This is a genomic window from Salmonella sp. SSDFZ69, from assembly GCF_004010755.1.
Classification (GTDB): Bacteria; Pseudomonadota; Gammaproteobacteria; order Enterobacterales; family Enterobacteriaceae; genus Salmonella; species Salmonella enterica.
Window position 1 is genome coordinate 3,587,777 of record NZ_CP034831.1, and the last position, 21,823, is coordinate 3,609,599.

17 protein-coding genes, 3 tRNA genes and 3 rRNA genes are annotated in these 21,823 nt (G+C 53.1%); 8 read left to right on the forward strand and 15 right to left on the reverse strand.

Features of this window, described 5'->3' with window-relative positions; translation table 11 throughout:
- Positions 1–49 precede the first annotated feature (49 nt).
- From EOS98_RS17935 to gmhB, 7 genes are all read right to left on the reverse strand, one after another.
- Positions 50–126: transfer RNA gene (locus EOS98_RS17935), tRNA-Asp, on the reverse strand.
- Positions 127–317: 191 nt separating this feature from the next.
- Positions 318–433 (reverse strand): 5S ribosomal RNA (gene rrf, locus EOS98_RS17940).
- Positions 434–629: 196 nt separating this feature from the next.
- Positions 630–3,635 (reverse strand): 23S ribosomal RNA (locus tag EOS98_RS17945).
- A 180-nt stretch (positions 3,636–3,815) separates the two neighbouring features.
- Positions 3,816–3,891 (reverse strand) — tRNA-Ala (locus EOS98_RS17950).
- 111 nt (positions 3,892–4,002) lie between these two features.
- A tRNA-Ile gene (locus tag EOS98_RS17955) sits at positions 4,003–4,079 on the reverse strand.
- Between the two features lie 69 nt (positions 4,080–4,148).
- Positions 4,149–5,690: ribosomal RNA gene (locus tag EOS98_RS17960) — 16S ribosomal RNA — on the reverse strand.
- The 16S, 23S and 5S rRNA genes sit together here with 3 tRNA genes alongside, the layout of an rRNA operon.
- A gap of 369 nt (positions 5,691–6,059) precedes the next feature.
- Complete coding sequence (gene gmhB, locus EOS98_RS17965) at positions 6,060–6,626, reverse strand: D-glycero-beta-D-manno-heptose 1,7-bisphosphate 7-phosphatase (RefSeq protein ID WP_001140158.1); 567 nt, start codon at positions 6,624–6,626, stop codon at positions 6,060–6,062.
- 189 nt (positions 6,627–6,815) lie between these two features.
- Here gmhB and metN point away from each other — a divergent pair, with 189 nt between their 5' ends.
- The 6 genes from metN to proS all read left to right on the forward strand — a co-directional run bounded on the left by metN (position 6,816) and on the right by proS (position 12,403).
- A complete protein-coding gene (metN, locus tag EOS98_RS17970) occupies positions 6,816–7,847 on the forward strand; it encodes a methionine ABC transporter ATP-binding protein MetN (RefSeq protein WP_000594017.1) in 1,032 nt (343 codons plus the stop codon).
- Positions 7,840–8,493 carry a methionine ABC transporter permease MetI gene (locus tag EOS98_RS17975; protein ID WP_001287489.1) on the forward strand — a complete coding sequence of 218 codons (654 nt, stop codon included), beginning with the start codon at positions 7,840–7,842 and terminating at the stop codon, positions 8,491–8,493. The genes metN and EOS98_RS17975 overlap by 8 nt, the downstream gene beginning before the upstream one ends.
- Positions 8,494–8,531: 38 nt before the next feature.
- Positions 8,532–9,347 (forward strand): methionine ABC transporter substrate-binding lipoprotein MetQ, encoded by an 816-nt coding sequence (metQ, locus tag EOS98_RS17980; protein ID WP_000874215.1) that lies wholly within the window; start codon positions 8,532–8,534, stop codon positions 9,345–9,347.
- Between the two features lie 118 nt (positions 9,348–9,465).
- The gene (gene rcsF, locus EOS98_RS17985) at positions 9,466–9,870 is read left to right on the forward strand and encodes an Rcs stress response system protein RcsF (RefSeq protein WP_001202315.1); all 405 of its coding nucleotides are present in this window, start codon (positions 9,466–9,468) and stop codon (positions 9,868–9,870) included.
- The gene (gene tsaA, locus EOS98_RS17990) at positions 9,867–10,574 is read left to right on the forward strand and encodes a tRNA (N6-threonylcarbamoyladenosine(37)-N6)-methyltransferase TrmO (protein ID WP_000093988.1); all 708 of its coding nucleotides are present in this window, start codon (positions 9,867–9,869) and stop codon (positions 10,572–10,574) included. The genes rcsF and tsaA overlap by 4 nt, the downstream gene beginning before the upstream one ends.
- Positions 10,575–10,684: 110 nt before the next feature.
- On the forward strand, positions 10,685–12,403 hold the full coding sequence (gene proS / locus EOS98_RS17995) for a proline--tRNA ligase (RefSeq protein ID WP_001260683.1): 1,719 nt from the start codon (positions 10,685–10,687) through the stop codon (positions 12,401–12,403).
- A 73-nt stretch (positions 12,404–12,476) separates the two neighbouring features.
- Here the strand turns inward: proS and nlpE are convergent, their stop codons facing one another.
- From nlpE to EOS98_RS18010, 3 genes are read right to left on the reverse strand one after another with little or no spacing between them, the layout of a single operon-like run.
- Positions 12,477–13,178 (reverse strand): envelope stress response activation lipoprotein NlpE, encoded by a 702-nt coding sequence (nlpE, locus tag EOS98_RS18000; RefSeq protein WP_000252576.1) that lies wholly within the window; start codon positions 13,176–13,178, stop codon positions 12,477–12,479.
- Between the two features lie 31 nt (positions 13,179–13,209).
- Complete coding sequence (arfB, locus tag EOS98_RS18005) at positions 13,210–13,632, reverse strand: alternative ribosome rescue aminoacyl-tRNA hydrolase ArfB (protein ID WP_000560528.1); 423 nt, start codon at positions 13,630–13,632, stop codon at positions 13,210–13,212.
- On the reverse strand, positions 13,629–14,174 hold the full coding sequence (locus EOS98_RS18010) for a YaeQ family protein (protein WP_001185319.1): 546 nt from the start codon (positions 14,172–14,174) through the stop codon (positions 13,629–13,631). The genes arfB and EOS98_RS18010 overlap by 4 nt, the downstream gene beginning before the upstream one ends.
- Before the next feature lie 197 nt (positions 14,175–14,371).
- Between EOS98_RS18010 and EOS98_RS18015 the strand changes: the two genes are divergently transcribed.
- Both EOS98_RS18015 and rof read left to right on the forward strand, forming a co-directional pair.
- Entirely contained in the window at positions 14,372–14,572 is a 201-nt protein-coding gene (locus EOS98_RS18015) for a YaeP family protein (RefSeq protein WP_001518678.1), read from the forward strand.
- Positions 14,559–14,819: a Rho-binding antiterminator gene (rof, locus tag EOS98_RS18020; protein ID WP_000062330.1), complete on the forward strand. Its 261-nt coding sequence runs from the start codon at positions 14,559–14,561 to the stop codon at positions 14,817–14,819. Before EOS98_RS18015 ends, rof begins: the two co-directional genes overlap by 14 nt.
- Positions 14,820–14,902: 83 nt before the next feature.
- On the opposite strand, the gene tilS is transcribed toward rof, so the two are convergent.
- The 5 genes from tilS to accA all read right to left on the reverse strand — a co-directional run bounded on the left by tilS (position 14,903) and on the right by accA (position 21,822).
- Complete coding sequence (gene tilS / locus EOS98_RS18025) at positions 14,903–16,195, reverse strand: tRNA lysidine(34) synthetase TilS (RefSeq protein ID WP_000210036.1); 1,293 nt, start codon at positions 16,193–16,195, stop codon at positions 14,903–14,905.
- A gap of 62 nt (positions 16,196–16,257) precedes the next feature.
- On the reverse strand, positions 16,258–16,647 hold the full coding sequence (locus tag EOS98_RS18030) for a VOC family protein (RefSeq protein WP_000901086.1): 390 nt from the start codon (positions 16,645–16,647) through the stop codon (positions 16,258–16,260).
- A gap of 55 nt (positions 16,648–16,702) precedes the next feature.
- The gene (gene ldcC, locus EOS98_RS18035; RefSeq protein ID WP_001021042.1) at positions 16,703–18,844 is read right to left on the reverse strand and encodes a lysine decarboxylase LdcC; all 2,142 of its coding nucleotides are present in this window, start codon (positions 18,842–18,844) and stop codon (positions 16,703–16,705) included.
- A 75-nt stretch (positions 18,845–18,919) separates the two neighbouring features.
- On the reverse strand, positions 18,920–20,683 hold the full coding sequence (locus EOS98_RS18040) for a chitinase (RefSeq protein WP_000524171.1): 1,764 nt from the start codon (positions 20,681–20,683) through the stop codon (positions 18,920–18,922).
- A gap of 179 nt (positions 20,684–20,862) precedes the next feature.
- On the reverse strand, positions 20,863–21,822 hold the full coding sequence (gene accA, locus EOS98_RS18045; protein ID WP_000055753.1) for an acetyl-CoA carboxylase carboxyl transferase subunit alpha: 960 nt from the start codon (positions 21,820–21,822) through the stop codon (positions 20,863–20,865).
- Position 21,823 lies beyond the last annotated feature (1 nt).

The window sequence follows — 21,823 nt, forward strand, 5'->3', positions numbered from 1 at the left end:
TGACATGCAAAGAAAAAGCCCTGAGCTAATGCTCAGGGCTCTTAATAAGTGGCGGAACGGACGGGACTCGAACCCGCGACCCCCTGCGTGACAGGCAGGTATTCTAACCAACTGAACTACCGCTCCACCGAATTTCTTTGTCACAACCCGGATTTTCATCCCGGTTTCCTGCAATTTGATGCCTGGCAGTTTATGAATCACTTCGTGATTCACCCTTCGGGCCGTTGCTTCGCAACATTCAAAAGCTTTCGCTTTTGTCCTACTCTCTGTCGAGTAGTGAACTGCCCCGAAAGTTAATGCCATACTTCTAATTTGATGCCTGGCAGTTCCCTACTCTCGCATGGGGAGACCCCACACTACCATCGGCGCTACGGCGTTTCACTTCTGAGTTCGGCATGGGGTCAGGTGGGACCACCGCGCTAGTGCCGCCAGGCAAATTCTTTGTGCTCTGTCCTGTGTCTTTTACACTGATACGGCGTTGGCTGCTCTTGCGAGCGTCAGTCACATACTTCTGTATGCTCCTTCCGTCGCTGCGTTTGCCGCCTTGTCTCAGCGTAAAATCCTTCGGACTCTGAATCTGAGCTGAAAATTGTTGTCTTCTCAATCCGCCAAAACATCTTCGGCGTTGTAAGGTTAAGCCTCACGGTTCATTAGTACCGGTTAGCTCAACGCATCGCTGCGCTTACACACCCGGCCTATCAACGTCGTCGTCTTCAACGTTCCTTCAGGAGACCTAAAGTCTCAGGGAGAACTCATCTCGGGGCAAGTTTCGTGCTTAGATGCTTTCAGCACTTATCTCTTCCGCATTTAGCTACCGGGCAGTGCCATTGGCATGACAACCCGAACACCAGTGATGCGTCCACTCCGGTCCTCTCGTACTAGGAGCAGCCCCCCTCAGTTCTCCAGCGCCCACGGCAGATAGGGACCGAACTGTCTCACGACGTTCTAAACCCAGCTCGCGTACCACTTTAAATGGCGAACAGCCATACCCTTGGGACCTACTTCAGCCCCAGGATGTGATGAGCCGACATCGAGGTGCCAAACACCGCCGTCGATATGAACTCTTGGGCGGTATCAGCCTGTTATCCCCGGAGTACCTTTTATCCGTTGAGCGATGGCCCTTCCATTCAGAACCACCGGATCACTATGACCTGCTTTCGCACCTGCTCGCGCCGTCACGCTCGCAGTCAAGCTGGCTTATGCCATTGCACTAACCTCCTGATGTCCGACCAGGATTAGCCAACCTTCGTGCTCCTCCGTTACTCTTTAGGAGGAGACCGCCCCAGTCAAACTACCCACCAGACACTGTCCGCAACCCGGATCACGGGTCCACGTTAGAACATCAAACATTAAAGGGTGGTATTTCAAGGTCGGCTCCATGCAGACTGGCGTCCACACTTCAAAGCCTCCCACCTATCCTACACATCAAGGCTCAATGTTCAGTGTCAAGCTATAGTAAAGGTTCACGGGGTCTTTCCGTCTTGCCGCGGGTACACTGCATCTTCACAGCGAGTTCAATTTCACTGAGTCTCGGGTGGAGACAGCCTGGCCATCATTACGCCATTCGTGCAGGTCGGAACTTACCCGACAAGGAATTTCGCTACCTTAGGACCGTTATAGTTACGGCCGCCGTTTACCGGGGCTTCGATCAGGAGCTTCGCTTGCGCTGACCCCATCAATTAACCTTCCGGCACCGGGCAGGCGTCACACCGTATACGTCCACTTTCGTGTTTGCACAGTGCTGTGTTTTTAATAAACAGTTGCAGCCAGCTGGTATCTTCGACTGACTTCAGCTCCATGAGTAAATCACTTCACCTACGTGTCAGCGTGCCTTCTCCCGAAGTTACGGCACCATTTTGCCTAGTTCCTTCACCCGAGTTCTCTCAAGCGCCTTGGTATTCTCTACCTGACCACCTGTGTCGGTTTGGGGTACGATTTGATGTTACCTGATGCTTAGAGGCTTTTCCTGGAAGCAGGGCATTTGTTGCTTCAGCACCGTAGTGCCTCGTCGTCACGCCTCAGTGTTAAAGTGAACCGGATTTACCTGGAACACACACCTACACGCTTAAACCGGGACAACCGTCGCCCGGCCAACATAGCCTTCTCCGTCCCCCCTTCGCAGTAACACCGAGTACGGGAATATTAACCCGTTTCCCATCGACTACGCCTTTCGGCCTCGCCTTAGGGGTCGACTCACCCTGCCCCGATTAACGTTGGACAGGAACCCTTGGTCTTCCGGCGAGCGGGCTTTTCACCCGCTTTATCGTTACTTATGTCAGCATTCGCACTTCTGATACCTCCAGCACCCCTCACAGGCCACCTTCGCAGGCTTACAGAACGCTCCCCTACCCAACAACACACAGTGTCGCTGCCGCAGCTTCGGTGCATGGTTTAGCCCCGTTACATCTTCCGCGCAGGCCGACTCGACCAGTGAGCTATTACGCTTTCTTTAAATGATGGCTGCTTCTAAGCCAACATCCTGGCTGTCTGGGCCTTCCCACATCGTTTCCCACTTAACCATGACTTTGGGACCTTAGCTGGCGGTCTGGGTTGTTTCCCTCTTCACGACGGACGTTAGCACCCGCCGTGTGTCTCCCGTGATAACATTCTCCGGTATTCGCAGTTTGCATCGGGTTGGTAAGCCGGGATGGCCCCCTAGCCGAAACAGTGCTCTACCCCCGGAGATGAATTCACGAGGCGCTACCTAAATAGCTTTCGGGGAGAACCAGCTATCTCCCGGTTTGATTGGCCTTTCACCCCCAGCCACAGGTCATCCGCTAATTTTTCAACATTAGTCGGTTCGGTCCTCCAGTTAGTGTTACCCAACCTTCAACCTGCCCATGGCTAGATCACCGGGTTTCGGGTCTATACCCTGCAACTTAACGCCCAGTTAAGACTCGGTTTCCCTCCGGCTCCCCTATACGGTTAACCTTGCTACAGAATATAAGTCGCTGACCCATTATACAAAAGGTACGCAGTCACCCCACCACTAAGCCCCCTCTGCTTGTTTTGCGGTTGAACGTCGCTTTCGCTCCGTTAACCGTATCCTCAGCAAAGGATGCGTATGTGGAGTTCACCACTGGCTTAGTGGTGGGGCTCCCACTGCTTGTACGTACACGGTTTCAGGTTCTTTTTCACTCCCCTCGCCGGGGTTCTTTTCGCCTTTCCCTCACGGTACTGGTTCACTATCGGTCAGTCAGGAGTATTTAGCCTTGGAGGATGGTCCCCCCATATTCAGACAGGATACCACGTGTCCCGCCCTACTCATCGAGCTCACAGCACATGCGCTTTTGTGTACGGGGCTGTCACCCTGTATCGCGCGCCTTTCCAGACGCTTCCACTAACACACATGCTGATTCAGGCTCTGGGCTCCTCCCCGTTCGCTCGCCGCTACTGGGGGAATCTCGGTTGATTTCTTTTCCTCGGGGTACTTAGATGTTTCAGTTCCCCCGGTTCGCCTCATTAACCTATGGATTCAGTTAATGATAGTGTGACGAGTCACACTGGGTTTCCCCATTCGGGTATCGCCGGTTATAACGGTTCATATCACCTTACCGGCGCTTATCGCAGATTAGCACGCCCTTCATCGCCTCTGACTGCCAGGGCATCCACCGTGTACGCTTAGTCGCTTAACCTCACAACCCGAAGATGTTTCGTAAAACACCATCGTGTTGCGAAAATTTGAGAGACTCACGAACAACTTTCGTTGTTCTGTGTTTCAATTTTCAGCTTGATCCAGATTTTTAAAGAGCAAAACTTCGCAGTGAACCCTTTCAGGTACACTCTGAAGTATTTTTTCGTAAACACTCACGAGATGGTGGAGCTATGCGGGATCGAACCGCAGACCTCCTGCGTGCAAAGCAGGCGCTCTCCCAGCTGAGCTATAGCCCCATCGTGTAGTCAGAACCTCTTTACCGATAATTTTTCCTGAGACAAGGCGTGGAATAACGAAGCATACATCAGTATGTGAGTTATTTCACAACGCAGTATTCAGGGAAAATCTGGTAGGCCTGAGTGGACTTGAACCACCGACCTCACCCTTATCAGGGGTGCGCTCTAACCACCTGAGCTACAAGCCTGTAGAGGTTTTACTGCTCGTTTTTCATCAGACAATCTGTGTGAGCACTTCAAAGTACGCTTCTTTCAGGTAAGGAGGTGATCCAACCGCAGGTTCCCCTACGGTTACCTTGTTACGACTTCACCCCAGTCATGAATCACAAAGTGGTAAGCGCCCTCCCGAAGGTTAAGCTACCTACTTCTTTTGCAACCCACTCCCATGGTGTGACGGGCGGTGTGTACAAGGCCCGGGAACGTATTCACCGTGGCATTCTGATCCACGATTACTAGCGATTCCGACTTCATGGAGTCGAGTTGCAGACTCCAATCCGGACTACGACGCACTTTATGAGGTCCGCTTGCTCTCGCGAGGTCGCTTCTCTTTGTATGCGCCATTGTAGCACGTGTGTAGCCCTGGTCGTAAGGGCCATGATGACTTGACGTCATCCCCACCTTCCTCCAGTTTATCACTGGCAGTCTCCTTTGAGTTCCCGGCCTAACCGCTGGCAACAAAGGATAAGGGTTGCGCTCGTTGCGGGACTTAACCCAACATTTCACAACACGAGCTGACGACAGCCATGCAGCACCTGTCTCACGGTTCCCGAAGGCACATTCTCATCTCTGAAAACTTCCGTGGATGTCAAGACCAGGTAAGGTTCTTCGCGTTGCATCGAATTAAACCACATGCTCCACCGCTTGTGCGGGCCCCCGTCAATTCATTTGAGTTTTAACCTTGCGGCCGTACTCCCCAGGCGGTCTACTTAACGCGTTAGCTCCGGAAGCCACGCCTCAAGGGCACAACCTCCAAGTAGACATCGTTTACGGCGTGGACTACCAGGGTATCTAATCCTGTTTGCTCCCCACGCTTTCGCACCTGAGCGTCAGTCTTTGTCCAGGGGGCCGCCTTCGCCACCGGTATTCCTCCAGATCTCTACGCATTTCACCGCTACACCTGGAATTCTACCCCCCTCTACAAGACTCAAGCCTGCCAGTTTCGAATGCAGTTCCCAGGTTGAGCCCGGGGATTTCACATCCGACTTGACAGACCGCCTGCGTGCGCTTTACGCCCAGTAATTCCGATTAACGCTTGCACCCTCCGTATTACCGCGGCTGCTGGCACGGAGTTAGCCGGTGCTTCTTCTGCGGGTAACGTCAATTGCTGTGGTTATTAACCACAACACCTTCCTCTCCGCTGAAAGTACTTTACAACCCGAAGGCCTTCTTCATACACGCGGCATGGCTGCATCAGGCTTGCGCCCATTGTGCAATATTCCCCACTGCTGCCTCCCGTAGGAGTCTGGACCGTGTCTCAGTTCCAGTGTGGCTGGTCATCCTCTCAGACCAGCTAGGGATCGTCGCCTTGGTGAGCCGTTACCTCACCAACAAGCTAATCCCATCTGGGCACATCTGATGGCAAGAGGCCCGAAGGTCCCCCTCTTTGGTCTTGCGACGTTATGCGGTATTAGCCACCGTTTCCAGTAGTTATCCCCCTCCATCAGGCAGTTTCCCAGACATTACTCACCCGTCCGCCACTCGTCAGCGAAGCAGCAAGCTGCTTCCTGTTACCGTTCGACTTGCATGTGTTAGGCCTGCCGCCAGCGTTCAATCTGAGCCATGATCAAACTCTTCAATTTAAAAGTTTGATGCTCATGAATTAAACTTCGTAATGAATTACGTGTTCACTCTTGAGACTTGGTATTCATTTTTCGTCTTGCGACGTCAAGAATCCGTATCTTCGAGTGCCCACACAGATTGTCTGATAAATTGTTAAAGAGCAGGTGCGACGCGGCTTTCAGCTCACCGTCGCGAGGTGGCGTATATTACGCTTTCCTCTTTCAGAGTCAACCCTGAATTTCAGGATTTTTCTCTTCAACCGACCGGCTGTTTGTGTGAAGTGATTCACATCCGCCGTGTCGATGGAGGCGCATTATAGGGAGTCGGTTCAGGAAGACAAGCGGAAAAATGCATTTTTGTTTTAACCGCTCATCTTTTATCCATAACGCTTATTTTTGCTGCTTTTTTATCGCCGATGGCAGGTCGGCAAGGCTGTTTAACACCCAGTCCGCCGCGTTTTCTGCTTCTGCCGTGACCGGTTTGCCCGTACGCACCAGCACTTTTGTCCCGACATTTGCCGCCGCTGCCGCCTGCATATCTTCCAGCTTGTCTCCCACCATATAAGAAGCCGCCATATCGATATGCAGGAAATCACGCGCCGAGATAAGCATTCCTGGATGCGGCTTGCGGCAATCACATACCTGACGGAACTCTTCTATACTGCCCTGCGGATGGTGAGGACAATAATAGATGCCGTCCAAATCAACATCGCGATCCGCCAACGACCAGTCCATCCATTCGGTTAACGTTTCAAACTGCGCCTCAGTGAATTTGCCGCGCGCGATTCCGGACTGGTTCGTCACCACCACCAGCGCATAGCCCATTTTTTTTAGCTCGCGCATCGCGTCAATAACACCGTCTATAAACTCGAATGCATCGATTTCATGTACGTAGCCGTGATCCACATTAATGGTGCCGTCACGGTCGAGAAAAATTGCGGGTACAGACTTTGCCACCTTTTATAGCTCCTGAGTAAAGCAAGTGGCGCTAGTATCGCATGTTTCAGCAGGCAAGAAAGTGCTCATCGTATAAAGCCTGATTGATTTAGACGTCTGGATGCCTTAACATCCATTCTGTTGACGGCGTTGACCGTATTAGGCAGACGAAAATGCCTCCGCTCATTTCATTACGATAATAAAGAATCAATGATTAAACTTTCGAATATTACCAAAGTGTTCCAGCAGGGGGCGCGCACCATTCAGGCGCTGAACAATGTCAGCCTGCATGTCCCTGCCGGACAAATTTACGGCGTCATCGGCGCCTCCGGCGCCGGTAAAAGTACGCTCATTCGCTGCGTAAACTTACTTGAACGTCCAACCGAAGGTAGCGTTCAGGTCGGCGGTCAGGAGCTGACAACGCTTTCAGAGTCTGAGTTGACCAAAGCTCGCCGTCAAATCGGCATGATTTTCCAACATTTTAACCTGCTCTCTTCCCGTACCGTATTTGGCAACGTCGCGTTGCCGCTGGAACTGGATAACACACCAAAGGAAGAGATCAAACGCCGTGTCACAGAGCTGCTGGATTTAGTCGGTCTTGGCGACAAGCACGACAGCTATCCGGCAAATCTTTCCGGAGGTCAGAAACAGCGTGTCGCGATTGCCCGCGCGTTAGCCAGTAATCCAAAAGTGTTGCTGTGCGATGAAGCCACCAGCGCGCTTGATCCCGCGACGACCCGTTCGATTCTGGAATTGCTGAAAGATATCAACCGTCGTCTGGGGTTGACGATTCTGCTTATCACTCATGAAATGGATGTCGTAAAACGTATCTGCGACTGCGTTGCCGTCATCAGTAATGGCGAGCTTATTGAGCAGGATACGGTCAGCGAAGTCTTCTCGCATCCTAAAACGCCGCTGGCGCAGAAGTTTATTCAGTCCACTCTGCATCTGGACATTCCGGAAGATTACCAGGCGCGTTTGAAAGCGTCGCCGGAAACTGACAGCGTGCCGATGCTGCGCATGGAATTCACCGGGCAGTCTGTGGATGCCCCGCTGCTTTCTGAAACCGCGCGTCGTTTCAACGTGAACAATAATATTATCAGCGCGCAGATGGATTACGCGGGCGGTGTGAAGTTCGGCATTATGCTAACGGAAATGCACGGCACACAAGAAGAGACGCAAGCCGCAATTGCCTGGCTGCAGGATCACCATGTGAAAGTAGAGGTACTGGGTTATGTCTGAGGCAATGATGTGGTTACTGGTTCGTGGCGTCTGGGAAACGCTGGCGATGACCTTTGTCTCCGGTTTCTTCGGTTTCGTGATTGGCCTGCCGGTCGGCGTATTGCTGTATGTTACGCGCCCGGGGCAGATTATGGAGAACGCCAGGCTGTATCGCACCCTCTCTGCGGTGGTCAATATTTTCCGCTCGATTCCCTTTATCATCCTGCTGGTGTGGATGATTCCTTTTACCCGAATAATTGTCGGCACCTCCATTGGTTTGCAGGCCGCGATTGTACCGCTGACCGTCGGCGCCGCGCCTTTTATCGCCCGTATGGTGGAAAATGCGTTGTTAGAGATCCCTGCCGGGCTGATTGAAGCCTCGCGAGCGATGGGCGCCACGCCGCTGCAAATTGTACGTAAAATCCTTTTACCGGAAGCGCTGCCTGGTCTGGTGAATGCGGCAACCATTACACTGATCACCCTGGTCGGTTACTCCGCAATGGGCGGTGCCGTCGGCGCTGGTGGCCTCGGTCAAATCGGCTATCAGTACGGTTATATTGGATACAATGCTACCGTGATGAATACGGTGCTGGTATTACTTGTCGTTCTGGTTTATTTAATTCAGTTATCCGGCGATCGCATCGTCAGGGCTGTCACGCATAAGTAACGTTAAACACAACACAAATACTCATTAAGGAAATAAGCATGGCGTTCAAATTCAAAACCTTTGCGGCAGTGGGTGCTCTGATTGGTTCTCTGGCACTTGCGGGTTGCGGTCAGGATGAAAAAGATCCGAATCATATTAAAGTCGGCGTAATCGTTGGCGCAGAACAGCAAGTTGCCGAAGTCGCGCAGAAAGTCGCGAAAGAAAAATACGGCCTGGACGTGGAATTGGTGACCTTTAATGATTATGTTCTGCCTAATGAAGCGCTGAGCAAAGGCGATATCGATGCCAATGCCTTCCAGCACAAACCGTATCTGGATCAGCAAATCAAAGATCGCGGCTACAAACTGGTTTCTGTAGGTAAGACTTTTGTCTATCCCATTGCAGGATATTCCAAAAAAATCAAATCACTGGATGAGCTCAAGGACGGTTCCCAGGTCGCTGTGCCTAACGACCCGACCAACCTTGGTCGTTCCCTGCTGCTGCTGCAAAAAGTAGGGCTGATTAAACTGAAAGACGGCGTCGGTCTGCTTCCGACCTCGCTGGATATCGTGGAAAACCCGAAAAATCTGAAAATTGTTGAGCTGGAAGCGCCGCAGTTGCCGCGTTCGCTGGATGACGCGCAGATCGCGTTAGCGGTCATCAATACGACTTACGCCAGCCAGATTGGCCTGACGCCAGCGAAAGACGGTATCTTCGTTGAAGATAAAGATTCTCCGTACGTTAACCTGATCGTGACGCGTGAAGATAACAAAGACGCCGAGAATGTGAAAAAATTCGTTCAGGCTTACCAGTCTGATGAAGTGTACGAAGCCGCAAATAAAGTTTTTAATGGCGGCGCGGTGAAAGGCTGGTAAGTTTTAGGCTGATTCCACAATCTGTAATATTATTCAGGACGGGCTATTGCCCGTCTTGTCATTTATGCAAGCTCCTGATTCAATATCTGGCAATTAGAACATTCATTGAGGAAATATTATGCGTGCTTTACCGATCTGTTTATTGGCACTCATGCTGGGCGGTTGTTCCATGCTAAGCAGATCCCCTGTTGAACCCGTTCAAAGCACCGCAACCCCGCCAAAAGCGGAGCCGGAGAAACCTAAAGCGCCGCGTGCCGCTCCCGTCAGGATTTACACCAATGCTGAAGACTTAGTCGGCAAACCTTTCCGCGATCTTGGCGAGGTTAGCGGCGAATCCTGCCAGGCGACAAATCAAGACTCTCCGCCTAACATTCCAACTGCGCGCAAGCGTATGCAGATTAATGCATCTAAAATGAAAGCCAACGCCGTCCTGCTGCACAGCTGTGAAATTACCAGCGGCACGCCAGGCTGCTATCGTCAGGCGGTTTGTATCGGGTCCGCCCTGAATATTTCGGCGAAATGAGCAGCTTTCAGTTTGAACAAATCGGCGTTATTCGCTCCCCCTATAAAGAAAAATTCGCCGTTCCGCGCCAGCCTGGTCTGGTCAAAAGCGCCTGCGGCGAACTGCATCTGATAGCGCCTTACAACCAGGCCGATGCCGTTCGCGGCCTGGAAGCGTTCAGCCATTTGTGGGTGCTTTTCGTTTTTCATCAGACGATGGACGGCGGCTGGCGGCCAACAGTTCGTCCGCCCCGTCTTGGTGGTAACGCCAGAATGGGCGTTTTTGCCACGCGCTCCACGTTCCGCCCCAATCCGATTGGCATGTCGCTCGTTGCGCTAAAAGGTATCGAGTGCCGCAAAGAGAGCGTAATTCTGAAATTAGGCAGTCTGGATCTGGTGGATGGCACGCCGGTGGTGGATATTAAACCGTATTTACCGTTTGCCGAGGCCTTACCGGACGCCGCCGCCAGCTATGCGCAACAGGCGCCGATAGCTGAAATGCCCGTGAGTTTTACCGCTGAGGTGGCTCAACAGCTTACGACGCTGGAAAGGCGTTATCCGCAGCTACGGACATTTATTTGCGATGTGCTGGCGCAAGATCCTCGCCCGGCTTATCGTAAGGGTGAAGAGACGGGCAAAACCTATGCCGTCTGGCTGCATGATTTTAACGTGCGCTGGCGTGTGGTTAACACCGGATTTGAAGTGTTTGCGCTGGAACCACGGTAATTTCACGCCCTTCTCTTTTGACATCTCTTGCACGCTGGTAAACTAAATCACTTTTTTTGTATCAGGCTCACATTGAGCCTGTTCGATCGTTCAACTGGAACCGTAACAACATGCGTACTAGCCAATACCTGCTCTCCACTCTGAAGGAGACACCTGCCGACGCCGAGGTTATCAGCCACCAGCTGATGCTGCGCGCCGGGATGATCCGCAAGCTCGCCTCCGGGTTATATACCTGGCTGCCGACCGGCCTGCGCGTCCTGAAAAAAGTCGAAAACATCGTGCGTGAAGAGATGAACAACGCCGGTGCTATCGAGGTGTCGATGCCAGTCGTTCAGCCAGCCGACCTGTGGCAAGAGAGTGGTCGTTGGGAACAGTACGGTCCGGAACTGCTGCGTTTTGTCGACCGTGGCGAGCGTCCGTTCGTACTCGGCCCGACCCACGAAGAAGTTATCACCGATCTGGTGCGTAATGAACTCAGCTCTTATAAGCAGTTGCCGCTGAACTTCTTCCAAATCCAGACCAAATTCCGTGATGAAGTGCGTCCGCGCTTTGGCGTGATGCGTTCGCGCGAATTCCTGATGAAAGATGCTTACTCTTTCCATACCTCTCAGGAATCGTTGCAGGAAACCTATGACGCCATGTACGCCGCGTATAGCCGTATCTTCAGCCGTATGGGGCTGGATTTCCGCGCGGTACAGGCCGATACCGGTTCTATCGGCGGCAACGCCTCGCATGAATTCCAGGTGCTGGCGCAAAGCGGCGAAGACGATATCGTTTTCTCTGATGTTTCTGATTACGCGGCTAACATTGAACTGGCAGAAGCTATCGCGCCGCAAACGCCGCGCGCAGCGGCGACGCAGGAAATGACTCTGGTCGATACGCCAAATGCCAAAACCATCGCGGAGCTGGTGGAACAATTCAACCTGCCAATTGAAAAAACGGTAAAAACGCTGCTGGTGAAAGCGGTGAAAGACAGCAAGTCTCCGCTGGTGGCTCTGCTGGTTCGCGGCGATCATGAACTGAATGAAGTTAAAGCGGAAAAACTGCCGCACGTTGCCAGCCCGCTGACCTTCGCTACCGAAGAAGAGATTCGCGCCGTAATTAATGCCGGCCCTGGCTCCCTCGGCCCGGTCAATATGCCGATTCCGGTCATCATCGATCGTACCGTTGCCGCCATGAGCGATTTTGCCGCTGGCGCCAACATCGACGGTAAACACTACTTTGGTATTAACTGGGATCGCGATGTGGCGACGCCTGTTGTTGCCGACATCCGTAACGTAGTCGCCGGCGATCCGAGTCCGGATGGTCAGGGAACGTTGCTTATCAAACGCGGTATCGAAGTGGGTCACATCTTCCAGTTAGGTACCAAGTACTCAGAAGCGCTGAAAGCCTCCGTTCAGGGTGAAGATGGCCGTAACCAGATCCTGACAATGGGCTGCTACGGTATCGGCGTAACACGTGTCGTTGCCGCGGCTATCGAGCAGAACTTTGACGAGCGCGGCATTGTATGGCCTGACGCCATTGCGCCTTTCCAGGTCGCTATTCTGCCGATGAATATGCACAAATCCTTCCGTGTGCAGGAGCTGGCGGAAAAGCTGTACAGCGAATTGCGCGCGCAGGGCATTGAAGTGCTGATGGACGACCGTAAAGAGCGCCCGGGCGTGATGTTTGCCGATATGGAGCTGATTGGTATTCCACATACTATCGTGATTGGCGATCGCAACCTGGATAACGACGATATTGAGTATAAATACCGTCGCAGCGGTGAAAAATCGCTGATTAAAACTGGCGATATCGTTGATTATCTGGTCAAGGCGATTAAAGGCTAAACGACATTTTGTTGGCATTGCCCGGCGCCACCCGGCAGATATGTAAAGGCCTCGCACCCTGCGAGGCCTTTTATTAGTGAGTGCAATCTTTACCCGGCGCAAACTTCGCATTTTTATCGGCTATTAGCATTTTTACCGGCTCGCCCGTGTCCGGGTTCGCGGCAAACACAAAATGCCCTTCTACCGTCAGCAGCACCGGTTTTTCCGCTTCACCTTTCGCTGTCAGATAGCCGCGCTCAAGCTGGGCGTTACTGGCGACCGGGAGCCGTTTTCCGGTCGCACAATCGGTAAAGGTCGCCGCATCGGCCCTGTATACATACATACCACGCAGCGGCATTGGCGTTACCGGCAAGCTGGCGGTAACAGGCACAAGCGTATAATTAAGCTGCGAAGCCACCGGATTGCCTTCTCTGTCGAGCATCTCCAGCGCATTGCCTTTCGCGCGATAATACGATTTCTCGCCATTGCTGTCGGTTAACACCAGTTTATCCGCCGTCCGCGCCCAGGTACCGTATGACGCAAAAGAGGAAGGTTCTTCGCGCACGCCCTGATAGCGCTCGTTCATCACCCATGTGCCGTCTTTTTCCAGAAACAGTGACGTTTCAATACCTTCACAATCCGCACAGGGCAGCACGCCGCGCCAGCTTTGCTGCATGGGTTTTAATTCCGCCGCCTGCGCAGGTTGTAGGGCGTCAACTTCCGCACGGTTATTACACCCTATCAATGCAAATAGCGTACAGGCTGCCGCTACTGACAATATTGCTGTTCTCACCATAAAATCCTTATGAAATTGCTATTCCTGCCCGTCAATCCAGTGGACGACGAACTTTGCCGCGAAGCGCCTTTACAGAAGATTTTTGCGCCTTTGAGGACAAGCGGCGCTCTTTCGAGGCACGCGTCGGACGGGTTGCGCGACGGCTTTTCTGCACCGCGGTTAATTCTTTTATGACGGCAACCAGCCTGGCGATAGCCGCTTCCCGGTTGAGCTCCTGGCTCCGGAACTCCTGCGCCTTAATGATAATGACGCCATCATCGCTTATCAGATGGTGGCTGGCCGTCAGCAAACGCTGTTTGTAATACTCTGGCAGGCCAGAGGCCCGAATGTCAAAGCGCAAATGAATCGCGCTAGAGGTCTTATTTACGTGCTGACCACCCGCGCCCTGCGCGCGAATGGCCGTAATTTCCAGCTCATTATCGGCTATGGAGACCGTCCGGGAGATGGCAATCATGAGGGCTGTTGCCAGGCGGTTAGCTGTATTTCCAGATTATTCCGAGCATCAGAAAGCCAGATTGCGCCGTCCTGAATCGTCGCCTGTAGCGTCATGGTACGATCGGCAAATTCACTGAGCTGCGCCAGCTGCCCGTCATCCAGATACCAGACGGACAGGTTAGCGAACTGCGCGCACTTGCTTTGATGCTGCTGCCACCAGATTTGCGCCGCCCGGGAGTTATAAGCAAAGAGCGCGACATCGCTCGCCTGAGTACAGGCTTTCTTAATACGGCGCTCGTCCGGCAGCCCCAGCTCTATCCAAAGATCGATGCCCAGATGATCGTTGCGCAGCCAGGCCTCCGGCTCATCTTCCGCGCTGAGCCCGCGTGTAAACTGCAACCGTTCATCAGCATATTTTATCCATGCCAACAGGCGCAGCATCATGCGCTCCTGCGTTTCAGAAGGGTGACGCGCCAGCGTCAATGCCGCATCCAGAAACCGGTTGCGATCAAGGTCAGCCACATTGACGACGGCTTTATAAATTGTCGCTTTAAGCGCCATGAGAAAACTCCTTTCGAATCAGGCGCCCATTGTAGCGAAAACCGCGCTAAAAGGCTGTTAACGAATCTTTTATCCACTCGCGTCAGGCGCTGATATTGCGCAAATGAGTATGGTATAGTCACCTTGCTAAACAAGATTTAACTTCGTAGGCTTAGACTTGCATCCACGGTTAAGTCAGAATGCTGACAGGAGGGCGTGTGGAAAAATATTGTGAGTTAGTACGCAAGCGGTATGCGGAAATCGCCAGCGGAGACTTAGGGTATGTCCCGGATGCGCTGGGTTGTGTATTGAAAGTGCTTAATGAAGTGGCGGCAGATAGCGCCCTTTCAGAGTCGGTCAGGGAAAAGGCAGCTTATGCTGCCGCGAACTTACTGGTGAGCGATTATGTCAATGAATGAAACGTATCAACCCATTAATTGCGATGACTACGATAGTCTTGAGCTTGCCTGCATGCATCATTTAATACTGACGCTAACGTTAAAAGATGGCGAGGTTTTGCAGGCAAAAGCGAACGATTTGATCTTACGTAAAAACGTAGAATATCTGCTTGCCGAAGTTTCCGGCGAGTCTTGTGAACTTCGTCTCGATAAAATCGCCAGTTTCAGCCACCCGGAAATTGGTACCGTGGTAGTTAGCGAATCCTGAGTATTTTGTTGCCGGATGGTGGTGCAAGCACCTTATCCGGCCTACGTTCCATGCGATACGCAGGCCTGATAAGCGCAGCGCCATCAGGCATGCCAAACCAGACTCACCCCTTCTTTATCTTCTGCTGCTCCCTCACGCGTCACAAAAACACCCGCAGCCGCAATCAGCGTTTCGCCGTAAAACAACAACGGCGTGGTATCTCGTCGCCAGGGCGGGATCCCCTGCTCCTGCCAGATTTTCTTTAACTTACGTCCACCGTTACGCCCGACAATATGTAATACGCCTGGCGCTTTAAACCGAATGCTGACGGATTCTTCCTCTCGCGGTCGGCGCAGTTCGCCGCCAGGAACGAGCTGTACCGTCCCTAAGCCGGCAGGCAGCGCCAGCGGTGTTTGCCAGACGGGCCAGACGACCGTCGTTTCGTGTTGTCCGGCCACGGTTTTAATCCACCACAGTTGCGACTGATAACGGCGAATCTCGTGATCGCCAAAGCGTAAACAGGGAGAGGCGTCGTCGCGCGCCAGCGCCACTTCCTGCCAGATACGTTCCAGCGCGTCGCGAGAGGGCATCGGCGCATTACGCATCGCCAGCCAGCGACGCAAAATCGCTGCCCGCCGTACATCGCTCATCAACATCAATGGAGAGAGCCGCAATGTTCCCTCCGCCGTGATACAGTCCGTAAGATCGCTGGCCAGAAGCTCATCCAGCAGCCTTTCTTGCTCGGCGCAGAGCGTCGCGCTACGGGCTACCGCCGCAGGAAAATGCGGCCAGCGCTGCTGTAAGAGCGGAAGCGCGCGCAGGCGTAAAAAATTGCGATCGTAGGCGTCATCCTGATTGCTTTCATCTTCAATCCAGCATAAGCCATGGCGCACAGCCCACTGTTCCAGCGTCTTCCGCGTTTCTCTCAACAGCGGGCGAAGAAGCAGAGTTCCGGCAAAAGGCGAGCATTCTCCCATCGCGGAAAGTCCGGCCGGACCGCTGCCGCGCTTTAACGCCAGCAGGAATGTTTCACACTGATCGTCAAGGTGCTGCGCGGTTGCCAGCACTTCGCCAGGCAATAGCGTCTGTGCGAACGCCCGGTAGCGCGCTTCACGCGCATGGGCCTCGATACCCAGGCCATTATCTGCCAGCGTCACCCGCTCCACTACCAGCGGAACCTGCCAGCGTTCGCATACGGTTTCGCAATGCCGCACCCAGCTATCAGCATGAGGGCTTAAACCGTGATGAATATGGATAGCACGCAGCGTAACGTCAGGGTGGCGTTCTCGCCACAACACCAGTTGATGCAGAAGCACCGTAGAATCCAGGCCGCCGCTAAAGGCAGCCAGAATACGGCAAGAAGAGAGTAACGAGGTATTCAACGTGAGAGTGGTCATGATCCATGCTTATAGTGACTTAGCCCGGCAACGTTACCTGGCGAGCGTCTTAATGACAAGCCTTACTGCTCATACAGCTCAAGCGGTAAACCGTCCGGATCGTTGAAAAAAGTAAAGCGCTTCCCGGTATACGGATCGATGCGTATCGGTTCGCACTTAACCTGATGCTTTTCCAGATGCGCAACGGCGTTTTCCACATTTTCCACGCTGAAAGCCAGATGGCGCAGGCCACAGGCTTCAGGTCGGCTTGGACGCGCCGGAGGGAAGGGAAAAGAGAAAAGCTCAATCACATACTGCCCGTTTAGCGCCAAATCGCCCTTCCACGAGTCACGCTCTTCCCGCCAGGCTTCGCTTAGCAGATCGAACCCCAGAATATCGCAGTAAAACGCCTTGCTCACCGCATAGTCTGTCGCAATGATCGCGATGTGATGAACCTGTTTTAATCCCAGCATAGCGTCTCCTTTATTGATTATCAGTACGTTACTCGTCACATTCCCGTCAGGCAAGCTAACAGGCGTGTTTTAAGACTCGTACCTGGTACACCCCGTCTTCATTCCGTTTCGCGCCGTGAATATCCGTTTCAAAACCGGGATAATGCTGGCCAATCGAGCAGAGCATCAGCAGAAAATCGAGCACGGCCCGACTCTGTTGCGTGATCCTCTCGCCGGGCATCAACAGCGGAACGCCTGGCGGATAAGGCAGGATCATATTCGCGGAAACGCGCCCTGGCAGTTGATCGAGCGCCACGGTTTCCACCTCGCCTTTGATCTGACGCTGCCAGGCCTGGTGCGGGGTCATAATCATCTCCGGTAAAACCTCGAACGCCCGCAGCATCAGCCCCGGAAGATCGTGCTGGCGGATCAGTTTATGGATCCCCTGCGCCAGATCCTGAATGCGCATATTGCGATAAAAATCCGGATCTTCCGCATACAGATCCGGCAACATATTTTTGACGCGCAGGTTAAGATCGTAGGCGCGTTTAAATTCCGTCAGTCCGCGCAGCAGCCCCATCGCACGGGTCTTATCAATCCCTATGCTGAACAAAAACAGCAGATTATACGGCCCGGTTTTTTCCACCACTACGCCTCGCTCATCGAGGAACTTCGCCACCAGCGCGGCGGGTATCCCCTCTTCGCTCATGTTGCCCTGTTCATCCATCCCCGGCGTCAGGATTGTCACCTTAACCGGATCGAGGAACATATGATCGTCATCGGCATCGGCGAAGCCATGCCAGGTTTCTCCCGGCGTGACCGGCCAGCATTCGGCCTCATCAACCTCTTCCGGCTGCCAGATATCAAAGAACCAGCTATCGGACTCTTCACGTAACCGCTGTACTTCTTTACGAAAATGGAGCGCCCGTTCCACCGAACGATTAATCAATCTTTTCCCTGGATTGCCGCGCAGCATCGCCGCCGCGGTCTCGATAGAGGCGACAATGGGATAGCTCGGCGATGTGGAAGTGTGCATCATAAACGCTTCGTTAAACGTTTCTTCGTCATATTCCCCTTTGATATGAATAAGCGACGCCTGCGAAAAAGCCGCCAGCATTTTATGGGTGGATTGCGTTTCAAAAATCACTTTTCCGGGCACCCGATCGCCGCTCATCCCGCTTTTCCCCTGGTAGATCGGATGGAAATGGGTATAGGGTACCCAGGCGGAATCAAAATGGATCGAGGGAACGTCCAGCATCTGCTTGATCCAGTTAGTGTTATACAGCAGACCATCGTAAGTCGAATTGGTGATAACCGCATGAACCGGCCATTGCGCCTGCGCGGTTTCCGCCACCTTACGCGCAATGCTGTCGCGGGTAAATTCACGCTTAGGAATACCGCCGAGAATACCGAGCGCATTGCGCGTCGGCTTCAACCAGAGAGGCACCACATCGCTCATCATCAGCAAATGCGCCAGCGATTTATGGCAATTACGATCAATAAGTAGCGTACTTCCCGCAGGCGCGGCATACATACCGACAATTTTATTCGAGGTCGACGTACCGTTCGTCACCATATAACTCTGCTCGGCGCCAAAAGTACGGGCGATATACTCTTCCGCTTCCAGATGCGGCCCGGTGTGATCCAGCAGCGATCCCAGTTCAGTCACCGAAATCGACACATCAGCTTTTAAGGTATTGCCGCCAAAAAAGTCATAAAACAGACAGCCTGGCGGACTTTTCTGATACGCCGTTCCCGCCATATGACCCGGCGTACAAAAGGTATATTTTCCTTCTTTGGCGTAGGTAAACAGCGCTTTGGTAAACGGTGGCGTAATATTATCGAGATATTCGTTTGTATATTGATGAATGCGCGTCGCGATATCTTCAGCCAGCCCCAACGCATACTCAAAAAACCACAGCGCCATGCGCATATCGTGAACGCTAACGTCCAGCGTGGAGTTGGTATTGATAAAGGCGTAGAGAGGAAGGTATTCATTTAGCTGGTTGATTTCGCTACAAAGGTCGAGACTGTATTCATCCCAATCAAAAATAACGCCGCAGATGCGCGGGTTATGTTCAATAAACTTCAACAAGTCAACGCTATTTTGCGGCCAGATAATTTGAAATCCCAGGGATTGTAATGCACGCTCAAGCTCCTTGATGGGTTCATCTTTATAATAAACCCCGTGCGGCCCCATAATGGCGATGATGTTCATGCTTTCTCCTGAAAAAACCTGAGATAAGCATAGTAACAATCCTGCCGATGCAAAGCACCGACAGGATTTATCTTATTACAATGCGTTCCATGCATCGGCCCAGGCAATCCCTACGCCGGGCTCATAGTAGGCAGGCGCAACATTACACCATGAGCCTTCCGGGAACGGTTTGCACTGGTACAATGCGCCATTACTGTTGACGATGTCGCCCGGATTCCATTTCTGGCTGCTGCTCCAGGCAGGATAGCTGGTGGTCTTATCTTCGTCATCCGCAGCGGCGGCCTTCGCTTTCACATTCAGCGTATAAACCGCTGTACTGGAGAGCGTACCGTCGCTAACGGTCAGATTCACCACATACTGGGTGTTCTGAGTGACATCCGGCGCGTTGAAAATCACAACGGCTTTATCCTGGCCGCTCAGCGTTTTGCCATCCTGCGACATCCAGGTATAGGTGAGCTTGTCGCCATTCGCGTCGGTCGATCCTTCCGCGCTGAGTGAAACCGGGCTACCAGCTTCCACCGCCCCGACCGGTCCGGCAATGCGCGCGACTGGCGCCACGTTTTCATCCGTCACTGGCGCCGGAGTTGGCGTGACATCCGGTTCAGTGGTTCCGCTATCATCGACGACATTAACGTTGAAATAATGCTGTACACATTTCGTGTAGTCGCCCTCTTTAAAGGCGGTATACGGCGTCTGATATCCCACTAACTGGCAGGAATAGGTTTTACCGTCCGCAGTATCGGCGCTCCAGCCCCAGTCTTGTTCCCAATAGATCGGTAACGCGCCAGCGCCGCCTTCATCGAACTGCTTCATCTTTTTACAGCCCAACACTTCGTCAGCCGGCACCGGCACTTTCAGGTAGTTGGCAAACTCTTTGTAGTAGGCGATACGGTTAAGCGACTGCGCATTCTCATCTGCGCCGCCGCACTCCACGCCGCCATTGATGATCTGAATGGTGACGCCGAAACCTGATACCAGGCCGTTTGCTTTATCGCGATCGTTTGGCTGCCAGGTACCGTCAATCACATGTAGCATAGACGGCTTCGGCGGCTGCGGATACACAAAGAAGAAGACGGCGCTCGCCAGGTTCATCCAGGTATCCGCCACCAGCTCGGGTTTATCCAGCAGAGGGCGAACGTCGCCATACATCGCGTCAGAGAAAGGCCCATAGTTGTAGTTATAAGAAAGCTGTTTTGCCCCGCGACCAAAATAGCTGAGGAAATCGCCGTCCTTATCTTTACCGCACGGCCAGGTCTGGCCCTGCCATACATCCGGGTTACATTCGCCGTTGTAGCCGCCTTTCTGCCCTTCAGTCCAGCCGACTTCGCGCAGATAGACCAGCGCCTGACGCCATTCCGGAATGTCACGCCAGCTTTCGTGACCGCCCGTCTCCTGGGCAAAATGCGCAAACATAGTAGCCAGGGTTTTACGGCAGATGGCGTCGCTATCGCGTCCATCGGTGTAGGTACCACAAACCGCCGGGAATTTACCTATCGCTTTCAGGAAGTTAGAGTAAGTGTATTCCGGCGCGCGCATCGGGAACAGATAATCCCAGTCGGCCTCTTTCAGAATACTTTCAACGCGTTTTACGTTTGCCGGGTTAGCGGCGCGCCCCGGTTCGATTTGTTCGACCGCGCTGTTATCCAACGTCTGGATAGAGGATTTCACTGCTTCCATTAACGGAAAATCCGTCAGCGCTTTCTCTTTCGCCGCCAGATCGCTGGCGTTGATGGTCATTGGCTCACTACTGCTAAGCAGCGGCGCGGCCTGCGCACCGGATAAGCTCAACATGATCCCTGCCGCCACGGCGCTGAGCGCCAGTGTTTTTTGCAATCCCATAATTTTCTCCTTGAAGGGTAGTTCACTGCCTGCCCTGGCCACACGCCTGGCAGTTGCTACAGTGTCAGGGAGAACATGCTGTTGCGTTTAATCACATCAACTCATCGGCGTCTCATTTTTCCTCGTCCAAAAAAAAGAGGCCGGATTATCCGGCCTCCTGGGAAAAATGAGGTAAATGATTAGGCGTAACCGTAGCTCATCAAACGCTGGTAACGACGGTTTTTTAAATCATCGGTGCTTAACACATCGAGATCGGCTAAATCTTCCAGCAGCTGCGCTTTTAGCGACGCCGCCATCGCTTCCGGATTACGGTGCGCGCCGCCCAGCGGCTCCGGAATGATGGAATCGATTAGCTTCAGCTCTTTCAGACGCGGCGCGATGATGCCCATTGCTTCAGCAGCCAATGGCGCTTTGTCGGCGCTCTTCCACAAAATAGAGGCGCAACCTTCCGGGGAGATAACGGAATAGGTGCTGTATTGCAGCATATTCACTTTATCACCCACACCAATCGCCAATGCGCCGCCGGAGCCGCCTTCGCCAATCACGGTGCAGATGACCGGTACGTTCAGACGAGACATCTCACGCAGGTTGCGGGCGATGGCTTCAGACTGACCACGCTCTTCCGCGCCCACGCCAGGGTAAGCGCCCGGGGTGTCGATGAAGGTGATAATCGGCATGTTGAAGCGTTCAGCCATTTCCATCAGGCGCAGCGCTTTGCGGTAGCCTTCCGGCGCTGGCATGCCAAAGTTACGACGAATTTTTTCTTTGGTTTCACGACCTTTCTGATGACCAATGATCATCACCGGCCGCCCTTCCAGACGCGCGATACCGCCGACGATGGCTTTGTCATCAGCATAGGCGCGATCGCCCGCCAGCTCATCAAACTCATCAAACGCCAGACGGACATAATCCAGGGTGTACGGACGCTGCGGATGGCGCGCCAGTTGGGCTACCTGCCATGCGCCGAGATCGGCGAAGATTTTGCGCGTCAGTTCTACGCTTTTTTCGCGCAGGCGATGGACTTCTTCATCGATATTAATATCCAGTTTCTCATCCTGGCGGCTTACCGCAGTCAGAGAATCGATTTTCGCTTCCAGCTCTGCTATCGGCTGTTCAAAATCAAGGAAATTCAGACTCATA